Origin of the sequence: Psychrobacillus sp. NPDC093180 (assembly GCF_044754065.1) — a bacterium.
Classification (GTDB): Bacteria; Bacillota; Bacilli; order Bacillales_A; family Planococcaceae; genus Psychrobacillus.
This window is the reverse complement of sequence record NZ_JBIVOJ010000014.1, coordinates 1-14575: the sequence shown is the minus strand read 5'-3', so window position 1 is coordinate 14575 and position 14575 is coordinate 1. Positions and strand designations below refer to the sequence as shown.

Here is a 14575-nt window from a genome sequence, read left to right as displayed (position 1 = left end):
TTAAAACCCTTTTATTATTAATAGGAAAATGGCCATAATCTAAAGTACTTTTTCATATTGAGCCAAATATGAGCTAATCCACCTGGTTCAAATATTAAAAACAAAATAATTACCGCACCAAATACAAAATCTTTAAAAGCGGAGAGTAGCTGGTACAAATCTGGTGCAAAGGCAGCTAAAACGTCGATAATAGAGCTTAAACTTACCGGCAAAAGCGTGATAAAGATAGCTCCCAATATGGAACCAAATATACTGCCTAAGCCCCCGATTAAAATCATAGCCAAATATTCGATTGATACATGAAAACTATAAAGCTCTGGGCTAACAATCATCGTATAATGCGCTAATAACGCACCTGCAATTCCGACAAAAAAGGAACTGATCGCAAATGCCATTACTTTATACTGGAAGAGATTAATCCCCATTATTTGTGCTGCAATATCACGATCTCGGACCGCTAGAAAAGCTCTACCAGTTCGTGTTCTTATCAAATTTGTAGCATACAATATAGTTAATAGAAGAATAATTGCACATAAATAGTAATAACCTGTATTACTGGATAAAGAAAATTCCCCAATTGTCGGTCGGTTCAGGACCATTCCTGCCGTTCCTCCTGTTACACTATCCCATCTGCTAATAACAAAAAGAATAATGACTTGAGCAGCTAGGGTGGCAATCGCTAAGTACAAGCCTTTCAAACGCAATGAAGGGATGCCAAATAGACCGCCTATTAGGGCCGTTACAATTCCCGCTATTGGCAACGCTATCCAAAAACTTAAACCATAAGTGGACGTCAATATTGCCGAAGTATAACCTCCCACCCCTAGAAAGGCTCCTACCCCAATCGATATTTGCCCTGTTAAACCAGTCAAAATATTAAGCCCAATCGCCCCAACAGACGCAATTGCACATAATGTGAACAGTCCTATCCAATAGTTGGACACCAACAAAGGCAGTGCGAGTACGATAAGTACAATAAGTAGGGCTTTGACTTTAGCTCCAGTAGTTCCAAACAACTTCATATCGTCGCTATAGGAAGTTTTATAATTCCCACTTTCCCTTACAAATAAATTACGCACTCCATCACACCCTCTCGATTCTTCGACTACCAAATAATCCATGTGGTTTTAACATCAATATAAGGAGTACAATGATAAAAGGAACTACATCCTTCAGACCCCCTCCTACAAGAGGATCCAAATATCCTCCAGCTAAGTTTTGAACAATCCCGATGATAAATCCTCCAATAATTGCTCCTAGAACACTATCCAAACCACCTAAAATAACGACTGGCAAAACCGTTAAGCCAATTGCAGACATGGTAGGACTCAGACCATTTATATTACCAAGAAGCACCCCACCAACTGCAGCCACAACAGCTGCAATTGTCCAAGTTGCAGCATAAACGTATTTCACACTCATCCCCATGGACAATGCAGCTTGACGATCATCAGCAACTGCTCTCATCGCAATTCCCATTTTAGAGAACTTAAAGAAGAGAGAAAAAATGACAAGTAGCAGGACTACTACTATAAATGACCAAAGATAAACAGGAGAAATAATGACTCCCGCAATATTAATAGGGGTTTGTGGAAAAACCGGTGGAAACGTACGTGTCTGATGTCCCCAAATCATATGCACTGCACCGCCTAGTAAGCTCGACAAACCTATGGTGGCCATGATGACCGATACAACCGGTGCATTTTGTATAGGTCTGATAACTAGTCTCTCGACAACTAAACCGAGAACAGCACTGAAAATGAGCGTTATAAGTAATGCATAGATGAATGGAATTTTATAAGCCGTCATTAAGATCAAGCAGATATAAGGTCCGATTATAACGAATTCGCCATTCGCCAAATTCAATGCGCCGCTTGCTCTGTAAATTAGTACAAACCCTAATGCGACGAGTCCATAAATACTTCCGACTACCACTCCTGTTACGAGCATTTGAAGAAAAAATGTCATGTTTATGCCACCCCCTGTTTCATGTTCAATTGAATGACTTGTAAACTAATCTCCCCTATAGATTCTTTTTCAAAATTAGTCATCGTCACTTTTTGAGTTTCCGAATACATACCATTTATAAGCATCTGGTACTTATCCTCGATGAACTTCCTCCTTACCTTTAATGTACGTGTAAGCTCACCATCATCAGCAGTAAACTGTTTGTGTAAAATAGTAAACCTTTTTACCCGTGCATAAGCTGGTAATTGACCCATTAACTCAGTAACTTGATGTTCGATAAACTCCACCACTTGGTCATTTCTTGCTAAATCCGAATACTCCGTGTAAACAATTCTATTTTTATCTGCCCAGCGACCTACACTATTCAAGTCGATATTCAAAATAGCCGTCATATACGGCTTATCCTTGCCGAAGCAGACAGCTTCTTGGATATAGGGACTTGTTTTCAGTTTACTTTCTACAATTCTCGGATAGATGAGTTTATCATTTTGGTCTTTTATAATATCTTCTCTGCGGTCAAGCATATAAAGATGTCCATCTGTTCCTAAGCGCCCACAATCCCCTAGAGTAATCCAACCGTCGCTAATTGTTTCGCGATCTTTTTCGTGTAAATACTCCGTAGAAATGGAAGAATTTCTTACGTAAATAGCTCCATCCTCTCCAATTCTCACTTCAGTTCCAGGCAGAGGAACACCCGCACTCTCCACATTAATATCGTTATCATGCTGAACAAAGGCAATTCCAGCTAATTCTGTCCCTCCATACGTTTGTTTTACATTCACTCCAATACTATGAAAGAAATAAAAAGCTTCTGCTTCAAGTGCAGCTCCCGCAATGTACGCCCTTTTAATCCTAGATAATCCAAGATGATCTCGAATTGCGCTGAAAATAAGGATATCTCCAAGTTGGTACATGAATTTTTCCCCATTTGAAAGAGTTTGTTTGTTTAGCTTCGATTGCGCCATTTTGTCTCCAAACTTTTTAAAAGTTTGGTAGACTTTTTTCTTAAACCAACTTGCTCCTTCCATTCTTATCGTAAAATCAGACATGATTTTTTGGTAAACTCTTGGCGGTGCTAGCAGTGTTTTAGGCCCTATCTCGCGCAAATCACCAATTACGGTATGTGGCTTTTCCGGAAAATTTATAACGATTCCAGTTGTTAACGGAATAACGCTACTGATCACTTGCTCATGAATCCAAGATAGCGGCAGAAAAGAAAAGTAATCCTCTTTGTTTTCCATCTTGTCGACCAGCGTAAGATTTTTAGCAGCCTCTATTAAACTATTATGTGTAAGTAACACCCCTTTTGGTTTGCCAGTTGCCGCAGCACTATATGCAATCATTGCATAATCATCTCCGAGCATCTGCGCTAGTTTATCTTGAAAAAAGTGTGGATTATCCTCTATTAAATTGATTCCTTGATCTAATAAATCCTCCAAATCTATTAGCTTTGAATGTCTGTAATGGCGCATCCCCTGTTTGTTGTAGTAAATAATATGTTCAACCAGCGGAATCTCCTCTTCGATTTCAAGCAATTTATCCACTTGCTCCTGATCTTCCACTACAACAATACGTGCCTGACAATCGTTTAAGTAATAGATAATCTGCTCCGGAAGGGACTCTTGATAAATCCCAACCGATATCCCTCCCAAACTTTGGGCTGCCATTTGTGAGTAGAGCCACTGTGGTCGATTTTCCCCTATGATTGCAAGTTTTTCACCGCTTTTGAAAGCTAACCTTTTAGCAAGCGAAATAGCTAATTGTTCTACTTTTTTTAAATAGTCACCCCAAGTAATTTCGTTCCATATTCCCAGGTGTTTTTGCCTGAGTGCAACTTCTTGTTCATGTTGAAATCCGCGTTCCGCTAAAAGATTAGGTAATGTTTTTTTTGACCCCATTTTTGTTCCACCTTTCTAAATAACGGTTTCTTCCCCAATATAAGCTCGAATGACATCCGGATTTTTCTGTATTTCTTCCGGAGTACCAAATCCAATACGTTTTCCAAAATCTAAAACTGCAATATGATCAGATAAATTCATGACGATTCCTAAATCATGCTCGATCAACACAACCGTTATATCCATCACCTCATGCATATCTAGTATGAAACGCGCCATCAAATCTTTTTCTGTATTGTTCATCCCGGCCATTGGTTCATCTAATAGTATTAACTCCGGTCCGAGTGCTAGCGCTCTGCCTACTTCCACTCTTTTTTGTAATCCGTAAGGGAGTGTTCCTACGGGCGTATGTCGTATATCTTGCAGTTCTAGAAACTCAATGACTTCTTCTACTTTTCTTCGATGTTCAATTTCTTCCTTGGCTGCTTTGCCAACATACAATCCTCCGCTTATTGCACCCGAGTTCATCAATGTATGTCTACCTAGCTTTAAATTGTCTAATACCGACATATGAGCAAACAATGCTATATTTTGAAAAGCCCGTGCAATTCCAAGTGTTGTCCGATGATAAGGCTTCATATTCACTATTTCCTGTCCTTTATAACGGATTGAACCACTAGTTGGTTGATATAAACCGCTTATACAGTTGAGCATACTTGTTTTCCCTGCACCATTGGGACCAATAAGTGAGAAAATCTCTCCCTTTTTTATATGATAGGTGACGTCATCTAATGCTTTTACTCCACCGAATTGTAAAGACACGGCTTCTATCTCTAGAATAGGCTCCACTAGGATTCTCCTCCCCAAAAAAAATTATAATTTTTAATATATTCTGAATACTACTTCAGGAGCGACAGCTTTGTCAATGTAATTTATGGAACTTAAGAACTAGTATTTTGTCGATAATTACATTAAAATGCACAGAATATGGAGGAGAAATAAAGTATACTATTTTCTATATAATTACAATAAAATAGACTAAATAGATTACTTATACTAAGATATTCTTTCATTTCGTAATTACTTTAACGAAAAAAAACTCCATCTATGACGATTGATCATAAACAGAGTTACTAAGGTTATTCAACTTTCGACAAGAACTTCTTCATTCATATCTCTTTCAGCATTTGAAATTTTTTATAAGAATGTAGATATAATCTTTTAACATCTCTATTGAGGCTCTCTTATCCATGCTTTTAAAAAAACGAACGACTACTACAATCATTAAAAAATGCGAAAGGATATGACAAAGTCGCATCCCTCCGCATCATGAAGTACAAAGAACTCATCACCTATTCCTAAACATAGATAGGATAGGACTACTAAGTTCTTTGGACCAATCAAAACATATATTATTTTACCTAAAAATATTATGTTTAAATAAGTATTCATAGGAAATATCGATAAATAAATAACCATTTGCATTAATAGGCAATGAAAAAGTACGCGTCATTTCCCCAGTGTCGATGTCGCTATACACATCAGAAAAAACTCCGCTTTGATTATTACGCATTGTAATAATCGTCTTCAAAAAGTATGGACGCCAACTCCAATTTTTATTGATCGCTTCTTTTTGTATATGCCACTTGTCATTAACACGCATAATATTAGGGGATGTTTGAAAACCTTCTTCATCGCAAATATAAAGGCGGAAGGAATAATCATCTAACGCTTCGGCAAGTGCAAGAAGCTGATTCGTGTCATCACTCGTCGGCTTTATCAGGTGTATAGATTTTTCTAATATACTCTGTAAACTTTTTAACTCCTTGTAGTTTTCTTCAAGAAGCCGTTTTTCTGCAGAGATGAATTGCTTACATTTTTCTTTAAAGCTTTCTTTCAACTGATCACGTGGAATCGTTGCTGTATGTACATCTGCTAAGTACTTCCCTTGATAATAGCGACCGCCGTTTTTCCAAGCAAATTGAAGCTGGTGAACACTATCAATGCCTTCAAATAACATATTTGCACCAATTCTACGCGCCATTGTACTAAGGGAGGTGAACAAGTCATTTTCTACACCCCACGACTCATAGCTCAACTTAGCTATATTCAACTTTAGGATATTAGGAGATAGCATATTAATATAATCTAGATGACTTTCTGAACCAACCTGGTTTATAGCAATTTTTATCCCGTATGTTCGGAAATAACGAAGAACATTATTCAGTTCTTTAAATGCACCTTTAAAGTCATGCTCCGATACGACGACCACTATGCGTTCTAGCTCATCTTCCGGAATATATTTTTTAATGATATCAAAATAACTTTCGCCATAGTCAAGCACAAGTAAATTGGCATTACACGGCAAATAAATATCAAAATCTTTCGCTTCCCCTTTTAACTGAGAAAGAGCAAGATCCCAAATTTTATGTGTTACTTCCACACGGTACTCTTCCGGAATATCCTCGTCAAAGGCAAATGAATTCAAGTTAGGCTGTTTATTGTCAACAATAAGTTTGCCTGAGATTTCATATGCAATAACTACATGCTCATCCGCACTAAAAATTGGTTGAAAACACACCTCTAATTTATCTAAGTTAGTTAGTACTTCAATTGCATCCATCTTCAGAACCCCCTTAAACTACAGACGATTTCATCTTCATTCATCCTTCTCCTTATGGTATTCCATTAAAATATAACATGCAATCGAATTCTTTCAAAATAGTGCAGTAATGCATAGCATTCATGATATCTTATATTCAAGTAATCCTTTTACTTGAAGAGTTGGTTGCTTTCGGCAGAGTGCAAAAAGCTCATCATCCGATATGAATGATGAGCTTTCTATTTACTTATTATTCTTGTAAGTCTTCAATAGATGTAATGTCCATATAAGATGGCACAACTAAACCTACTTTAACACCCGTCATACTAGCACCAAGGTCTTCAAACTTTCCATCGAACTTCTCTGCATAAGTTGCGTGTGTTAAAGGTAACCATCCAGCAAGTGATGCATCTGCACTACCATCTGCAATCGCAGTCCACATAGGCCCTGCTTCTACTTGTACTGTTGTTACCTTATACCCCATATCTTCTAAAACGATTTTCATCACATTTGTGCTGGCAATTTCACTATCCCAAGCAACATACGCTAGCTTAATTTCATCACCGTTTACTTTTTCAACGCCATTTGTCCATTCAGCAATTTTTTCGGTATTTGCATCTACCCAGCTTTGTGCAGCAACTTCTGGTTTTTCACCTTCTTGAATGGCAATCATAATTTCACCCATATCCTCTTCAGACCAACTGAAATTCGATAGGATTTGGTGAGCCTCAGGTAAGTCTTCTTGCAGTCCTGTTCGACCAATCGTATGGATTTCTTCTTCCGCACCATATGAGCCTTTTGGATCTTCAAGATATTTCAAATCATATTTTGCGAACTTCCAATGAGGCGTCCAACCCGTAATAATAATCGGCTTCTCTGCATCATACGCTTTTTTCAATGCAGCAGTCATCGCAGCCCCTGAACCAGAAACTAAATCCCATTTTTCTAATTCATAATCTGAAATAGCACGTTCTGTTGCTTCCATAATTCCGGCACCTGGGTCAATACCAGTAATTTTATAATTGACTGACTTTCCAACTGAACCAGCTTCTGAAGTGGAACTATTACCCTCATCTGAACCACATGCAGCAAGCCCGATAGATAGTAGAGCGATTGCTCCTAAACCTGTAATTTTTTTAGCTAAATTCATGATAATTTTCCCCCTATTTTTTTCTTTCTTACACCTGCTTGTTGCGTAATACGATCTAAAATAATGGCAATAATAACGATAGAAACTCCAGTTTCCACCCCTACACCGGTTTTCAATTGTGTCACAGATCGATAAACTTCTTCCCCAAGTCCTGGTGCACCAACCATGGATGCAATAACAACCATCGATAGGGCAAGCATGATGCTTTGATTGACGCCGGCCATGATCGTTGGTTTAGCAAGTGGAATTTGTATTTTCATTAGTCGTTGTCCAGCCGTAGAACCAAATGCTTCTGTCGCTTCTATTAAATCTTTTGGGACCTGTTCAATTCCTAACATAGTTAAACGAATCGTTGGAGGCATCGCAAAAATGACCGAAGCTACTACTCCTGGAACAACTCCAATATTAAAGAAGAAAATCGCCGGTATTAAGTAAACGAATGCAGGCATCGTTTGCATTAAGTCTAGTAGCGGATTGACCACCTTACGAACGCCTTCCTTTTGCGAACCCCAAATACCAATTGGAATACCGATTACTACAGCAAGAAATACCGAGGTTAATACGAGGGCCAACATTTGAAGCATTGGATACCAATAGCCTAAGTAATCGATGAACAAAAGACCGATTAATGTAAATAAGGCTATTTTTCGAGTAGAAATAAAATAAGCGATTAAAGCAAAGATGATCGCTAGTAAAATCGATGGAACCATATCCAGAACTGTTACCGCTCCTTCCACAACTCCTCCTAGTACATTAGCAATTCCATCCAACACAGAACCGAATGTAGAAACGAGCCAATCAACGCCACTATCAATCCAATCTGCAAACGGAAGTCTAGGTAATAATTCGTTCATCTTATACTACCTCCGTATTCATTTGGTCTGCTGGCTCGATCATTCCATCATTATTGATAAACTGGTTATCACCTGATAAAGCACCAATCAGTGCCCCGCGAATAATAATCCCTAGCAACTTTCGATCTTCACTAATAACTGCTACCGGAATCGTAGCAGTGGATACTACATCAAAAAGCTCCGTCAACACAGTATCTGGCGAAATCATGGGAAGATTAGAGATTAATACTTCTTCGAGTGACTTATCTGTTTCTGAAGCTGCTACTGCATCCTGTGCAGTTACTGCACCCATTAAACGATTACTTTTATCTACCACATAAATAGAAGAAATTCCGAGTTGTTTCATTAAACGAAGGGCAACGCGAGGTCCTCTGTCTACCTGTACTGTATCTGCTTGTTTCATAATGTGTCCCGCCGTTAATACTTTCGCTAAGTCGACGTCTTCAACGAAGCGTTCTACATATTCATTCGAAGGGCTCATCAATATCTCTTCTGGTGTACCAATTTGCACAATTTCTCCGTCTTTCATAAGTGCGATACGATCTCCAATGCGAAGGGCTTCATCTAAATCATGGGTGATGAAAATAAACGTTTTCCCCATATCGCTATGAAGCTGCAGTAGCTCATTTTGCATATCTTTCCGAATAAGGGGATCTAGTGCACTGAATGCTTCATCCATTAGTAGAATATCTGGATCATTGGCTAGTGCCCTTGCAAGTCCCACACGTTGTTGCATTCCACCGCTAAGTTGGTTCGGGTATTGATCTTCGTATCCAGCAAGACCAACAAGCTTTAATGATTCGACCGCTTTTATTCGGCGCTGATCTTTTGGTACTCCTTGGATTTCCAAACCATATTCGGTATTCTCAACAATTGTCTTATGTGGAAAAAGAGCAAAATTTTGAAAAACCATGCCTATTTTTTTTCGTCTTACTTCTCGTAACTGTTCTTTATTCATCTGCACAATGTCTTCGCCATCTAGCAAAATCTGCCCCACGGTCGGATCGATTAATCGATTTAACATCCGAACTAATGTAGATTTACCACTTCCAGATAGACCCATGATGACAAAAATTTCACCATCATACACATCAAAAGTTACATTCTTCACACCTACTGTTGCGCCGGTTGCTTTTAAAATATCCCCTTTTGACTTTCCTTCTTTTAGAAGCTGTACTGCTCGCTTCATGTTCTTTCCGAAAACCTTCGTAGTATCTTTAACCACGATTTTTTTCTTGATACTTTGTTCGTTCATATACACACTCCTAACTGCTCATAATAAATGAACACCTAATCATTATATATGTAATATGTTCGCAAAACAACAGTAAAAACTTTTTCTATAGTTTGTACAGTAAAAACTGTATAAAAAATATTTAAATAAATTGCTTTTTTTTCATGGATATAATACATTTAATTTAAATTTAGAAGGATCCCAAAATCCCTCTAAATTTAAATTAGGCCTCCGGCGGATGTCACAGATTTTGAAGGGAGTTAATTGCGATTGCGCAATTCAAAATCTTGATGCAATTACGCCGAGACGTAATTGATTTTTTTGTCAGCTAGTGTACGTAAGATAAGCTGATTTTTAGTGGAGGGAAGACGTAAATGGAAGGTTACGAAAAACTCGAAAAAGCACGGGAACGTATTATCGAGACAATTGCACAAAATATACATCTCTACGGTTTGGTACCCTCTGCAGGTAGACAGTACGGAATGATGTTTTTTCAAAATGAACCACTAACATTAGATGACATGACGGAAAAGCTTGGAATGAGTAAAACAAGCATGAGTACTTCCGTCAGAGCTTTGTCTGATTTAAAATTAGTCGAACGCGCATGGAAAAAAGGAGTTCGAAAGGATTTATATAAAGTATCAGATGATTGGTATCAAAGTTTTATTGATCTATTTTCGATCAAATGGCGGAGATCGGTTACCCTTCATTTAGTTGCGATTAAAAAATCATTAACTGAACTCGAGCAGTTATCAACGGATCCAACAGCTAGTGAGGAATTATTAGAAGAAGTTCAAATCGATATCGAAAAACTAAAATATATTAAAAATTATTATGAGTGGCTCGAGCGCTTGGTAGATGTCTTTGAAGACCAAAAGATTTTCGACCTTGTCCCAATCATGAACGATTCAGATATCGATTCTAAAGACTGAACAATCGAAAAAGGTACTGCCGAAAAGAAAACTTTTCCTAGCAGTACCTTTTTTCATTTCATCCCGCATTAACGGCAAGTCAAGACTCCCACTTCAAGATTAAAGAAAAGCTAAAAAATAAGTGGGAGATCAACTGCTGGCATGCGCCCGATTGGTTCACCTAACAATCAGTGGGGGCTGACGGGGACTAAAAGCACGACGTCCATGTCGCAACGTCCCCACTAGCACGTCCTGTGCGTCGAAAAACCCCCACTGATTGAAGTTTCACCTTATATAAAATAATCCACCGTTTATAATGTCAATTTTAATCTTTGCCTCGTATTGTTCTGCCATTGCTTTTTTCTCCATCTCATAGCATTCCGGCTTTTCTTTTACCTCTTCGTAAAAGTGCTCTAAAATAGCCTGATCTTTTTGCCATCTACTTTTTGCTTCTTCTGCCCATGCGTGATCTTCCTGTTGTATTAGATTTTCAATTACAGCATCTAATCTCTCTAGCGCACGAAGAGGTTTAATAATATAAGGTAAAAGAAAGGCTCTTTCTGACTTTTGAGTATCCAACTCTTTGGTAGCGATTGATTCCTGAAAACCATTTATCACTTCACCAGTCATTAAATTAATACCTAATGAATAGAGCATTTCCTTTGTTCGATCACAATAATATGATACTTTATAATTCACCCCTAGCCACGGAGTTAATATAGGTCTAGTTTCCATATTATTTAATATTCGTTCATACATTTGTACACAAGCACCAAGCTCTCTTGTTGTATGAAAGATCTGACTTAGTCTAGGAGAACCAAAATGCACCACCTCTCCTTTCATATTGTTACTAATCTTCGTTTGATCTGTGATTAAAGTTAATTGAGCCGGGTCAGGCACACCGTTTGTATTCTCTATATACTGCCAATGAAAAGGGCGATTCATAATTTTTTTGTCCATATCAACGGTTAATTGAACAGTCATATAATGCTCATTACCATGCACTATTTCACAATTATTTTCTTTGAAAAACTTTTGTAAGTAATCGTGAACTTGTTGTGGATACATAATGATCCTCCTTAAATTGTCTTTTTAAAAGTTGTCAGTATATCGTCCAGCTCTCCTACTACTTTTTCAAAGACATCTAATTTAACGTAAAGTAAGTCCAATATATCTTTTTCAATCGTGTTTTCAATCGCCAAATTGTAAATATGAACGTCATGTTCTTGCCCTAACCGATGGACACGTCCGATTCGTTGCTCTAGCTTCATCGGATTCCACGGCAAGTCATAGTTTATGACGTGATGACAGAACTGAAGGTTTATCCCTTCCCCGCCAGACTCAGTAGCGATCAACACTTGAAATTTTTCTTTAAATAGATGCTTCATATATTCTCTTTTACTCTTATTGAATTGCCCATTAAAGGGTACACTTGTTATGCCTTTAGAATTTAAGTACCATTGCAGATAAACTTGACTAGCCTTGTATTCTGTAAAGATAATCACCTTATCATTTGCTTGGGAGATAATCTCATACACTTTTTCTGCCTTTGAGTTTATTTCTAATGTCATCAGTTTTTGAATAATATGATCAACGAAGGCAATTTCCTCTTGAGCAGTACAGTTTTGCCGCATTTTATTTAACGTCAAATAGGTCGCTTCTTTACTACTGCACATTTCCTTTTGCAAAGTAATCATCGAAAATGCACCTGAGAAGACTGATGAGACATTTTTAAGTTCCAATATCAAATCATAAACTTCTCTTTCTTCTTTCGTAAATTCAATTGGTATAGTTTGGACACGACGACTTGTCCATTCAATACCTGTCTCTTCTCTTCTATTTCTTACCATTACTTGATTAACTAATTCTCTTAAGTATTCATCATGTTCTAGACTGTGTTTACTAGCGGAAAAGGATGATTGAAATGTTTCATAACTACCAAGATGTCCTGGCTTCAGCAGCGAAATGAGATAAAATAGTTCAAATACGTTATTTTGAATAGGAGTTGCTGTCAATAACAAACAAAACTTTTTCTTCAAACCTTGAACAAACTCGTAAATTTTCGTTTTATGGTTTTTAAGTTTATGTGCTTCGTCAATAATAATCATGTCATAATTTTGTGCACATATAAGTTCCTTATGTGGGCTTTTTTTGGCAGTGTCCATACTCATCACAACTACATCATAGTAATCGATGGAAGTATTCTTTCTGTAGGCAATTGCAGGAATGTAAAATTTATAGTTCAATTCTTCAACCCATTGATTGATCAAAGAAGCAGGTGCCAAAATCAATACTTTTTTTACTAATCCTCGAATAAGATATTCCTTCAATATTAAACCTGCCTCAATTGTTTTACCTAGACCTACCTCATCTGCAAGAATTGCTTTTCCATTCATCCTACTAATGACCGTTTCTGCCACTTCTAATTGATGAGCAAGAGGTGTTAAGTTTGGTAAATACTTAGGTGATTGGAGCCCAGAAAAATCCGTTATCAGATTGTTTTTTACCGCTTCGTAACTCATCTTATATAATGTCCAATTATCCCAAGGCTCCTGGTTTTCTAATCTGCTTATGAAACCTTCTTTCCATTCAGATGACCTTTCAATTATCATGAATCTCACCTCATGTAACTTTCTTTTTCCTCTTAGAGTGTCCAAAAAAGAAGTACCTATGTTCATTTAAGCGAAATAAATTGGCGAATAAAAAAAGATAGAGATTTCTCTCCATCTTTTTGCTAGTTATGATGAGTAACCGTTTTTTCTAACCTGAGTCTCATCGATAATCTCTTTTTGAAATCCTTCTAGACTCTCTTCACGACGTTCATTTTTCTGTTTGATAGCTTCTCGTTCCTCACCACTGGTATAAGCCATTAATTCTTCAGCTGCTTCCATATTGTCCTTTGTGTTCTTCACCATATCTTGAAGCTTTTCTACATTATCAGAACGATCATCTGGATTTGAAGTATTTTTACGCATTTTTTCCTCCTTCTGTACAAATATAGGCATACGAGAATTATCGTGCCCATTCAAACTAAAAATATTCTGTATAACAATTAATACAAAAATCGTTATAAATAGTATGAATTAAATGAAGAATTTAGGAGAAGATAGAAAAGGAAAAACACTACTAAGGAGGCGAAGGTGATATGTCGATGGAATGGTTTAACAGAGTAGCTAGTGAGCTTCAGGAACAATTGGAATCCATTTGTGAGGAATATGACAAACGTGGACATATGAGTATAAATAAAGCTTCCAAACATCCACGAATGGAATTTTTTGTAGAAACCGATGAAGAAGAAAGAGAATATTTCTTTACTCTGCATTTCGACCCTTATAATGAAGAATTTTACGAAGAAAGTTTTGATACAGTACTTCACCAACCTATTAGAATAATGTTAGATGACATAACCGATATTATAGAAATAGTTCATGAAAGCTTCCATGAATTTATGGAAGAAGATGAAGCTGATTATTATGATTTAGAAAAGGGATACGAAGTTCTAGATGATGAAATTACGCTCGAAGAAATTGACGTTGAATGGGAAACTCCAGAAGTTACCGCCTTCCAAATCGATGATAAGATTGAAGTAACCTATCAATTTGGTATCGATAGTGCAAATGGTGATGGCGTTTTACGAAGAGTTAATCGTATTTGGACGGAAGACACCGAGTACTTCGAAGACGAAAGTAACTTTAGCTTTAAAAAAGAAGAGGGCAGTACAATCATCGCTATGATCGCCAGCCATCTGGATCAAATGGTAGGCTATGAAGAAATTATAAACGAATAATTTAAAAAGCATCTCTTTGTAGAGGTGCTTTTTAATGCAATGATTTAATAACTTTTATTGGTTTTAATTTTTTTTAAAAAAGGTATTGCTTTTTTCATGAAATGTGTTGTATACTATATCTTGTCTTCAATAATATTTCGGAGGAATACCCAAGTCTGGCTGAAGGGATCGGTCTTGAAAACCGACAGGCGGGTCATACCGCGCGGGGGTTCGAATCCCTCTTCCTCCTCC

The 14575-nt window shown here is 37.4% G+C and carries 12 protein-coding genes, 1 tRNA gene and 1 pseudogene; 3 read left to right on the top strand and 11 right to left on the bottom strand.

The genetic code is table 11. The features are described 5' to 3' along the window. Positions 1 to 17: 17 nt before the first annotated feature. From ACIP9W_RS18545 to ACIP9W_RS18510, 8 genes are all read right to left on the bottom strand, one after another. Positions 18 to 1079: a branched-chain amino acid ABC transporter permease gene (locus ACIP9W_RS18545; protein ID WP_282242472.1), complete on the bottom strand. Its 1062-nt coding sequence runs from the start codon at positions 1077 to 1079 to the stop codon at positions 18 to 20. A 4-nt stretch (positions 1080 to 1083) separates the two neighbouring features. After that, positions 1084 to 1968 (bottom strand): branched-chain amino acid ABC transporter permease, encoded by an 885-nt coding sequence (locus tag ACIP9W_RS18540; RefSeq protein WP_400792436.1) that lies wholly within the window; start codon positions 1966 to 1968, stop codon positions 1084 to 1086. Positions 1969 to 1970: 2 nt separating this feature from the next. Continuing rightward, entirely contained in the window at positions 1971 to 3866 is a 1896-nt protein-coding gene (locus ACIP9W_RS18535) for an AMP-binding protein (RefSeq protein ID WP_400792434.1), read from the bottom strand. Positions 3867 to 3881: 15 nt separating this feature from the next. Then, complete coding sequence (locus ACIP9W_RS18530; RefSeq protein ID WP_400792431.1) at positions 3882 to 4655, bottom strand: ABC transporter ATP-binding protein; 774 nt, start codon at positions 4653 to 4655, stop codon at positions 3882 to 3884. 568 nt (positions 4656 to 5223) lie between these two features. After that, a complete protein-coding gene (locus tag ACIP9W_RS18525) occupies positions 5224 to 6429 on the bottom strand; it encodes an EAL-associated domain-containing protein (protein WP_400792428.1) in 1206 nt (401 codons plus the stop codon). Positions 6430 to 6658: 229 nt separating this feature from the next. After that, entirely contained in the window at positions 6659 to 7558 is a 900-nt protein-coding gene (locus ACIP9W_RS18520; protein WP_400792425.1) for a glycine betaine ABC transporter substrate-binding protein, read from the bottom strand. After that, a complete protein-coding gene (locus ACIP9W_RS18515; RefSeq protein ID WP_400792422.1) occupies positions 7555 to 8412 on the bottom strand; it encodes an ABC transporter permease in 858 nt (285 codons plus the stop codon). The genes ACIP9W_RS18520 and ACIP9W_RS18515 overlap by 4 nt, the downstream gene beginning before the upstream one ends. A 1-nt stretch (position 8413) precedes the next feature. Next, complete coding sequence (locus tag ACIP9W_RS18510; protein ID WP_400792419.1) at positions 8414 to 9667, bottom strand: quaternary amine ABC transporter ATP-binding protein; 1254 nt, start codon at positions 9665 to 9667, stop codon at positions 8414 to 8416. 353 nt (positions 9668 to 10020) lie between these two features. Between ACIP9W_RS18510 and ACIP9W_RS18505 the strand changes: the two genes are divergently transcribed. Continuing rightward, positions 10021 to 10578 carry a GbsR/MarR family transcriptional regulator gene (locus ACIP9W_RS18505; protein ID WP_400792416.1) on the top strand — a complete coding sequence of 186 codons (558 nt, stop codon included), beginning with the start codon at positions 10021 to 10023 and terminating at the stop codon, positions 10576 to 10578. A 264-nt stretch (positions 10579 to 10842) separates the two neighbouring features. Here the strand turns inward: ACIP9W_RS18505 and ACIP9W_RS18500 are convergent, their stop codons facing one another. The 3 genes and pseudogenes from ACIP9W_RS18500 to tlp all read right to left on the bottom strand — a co-directional run bounded on the left by ACIP9W_RS18500 (position 10843) and on the right by tlp (position 13532). After that, positions 10843 to 11625, bottom strand: a complete 783-nt coding sequence (locus ACIP9W_RS18500; RefSeq protein ID WP_400792413.1) for a YqhG family protein — start codon at positions 11623 to 11625, stop codon at positions 10843 to 10845. Continuing rightward, a pseudogene (locus tag ACIP9W_RS18495) lies at positions 11573 to 13169 on the bottom strand (DEAD/DEAH box helicase). The gene ACIP9W_RS18500 and the pseudogene ACIP9W_RS18495 overlap by 53 nt, the downstream one beginning before the upstream one ends. A gap of 126 nt (positions 13170 to 13295) precedes the next feature. Continuing rightward, entirely contained in the window at positions 13296 to 13532 is a 237-nt protein-coding gene (gene tlp / locus ACIP9W_RS18490) for a small acid-soluble spore protein Tlp (protein WP_400792410.1), read from the bottom strand. A gap of 170 nt (positions 13533 to 13702) precedes the next feature. Between tlp and ACIP9W_RS18485 the strand changes: the two genes are divergently transcribed. Together ACIP9W_RS18485 and ACIP9W_RS18480 are read left to right on the top strand one after the other, a co-directional pair. Beyond that, complete coding sequence (locus tag ACIP9W_RS18485; protein WP_400792407.1) at positions 13703 to 14344, top strand: hypothetical protein; 642 nt, start codon at positions 13703 to 13705, stop codon at positions 14342 to 14344. A 139-nt stretch (positions 14345 to 14483) separates the two neighbouring features. Next, positions 14484 to 14573, top strand: a tRNA-Ser gene (locus ACIP9W_RS18480). Positions 14574 to 14575 lie beyond the last annotated feature (2 nt).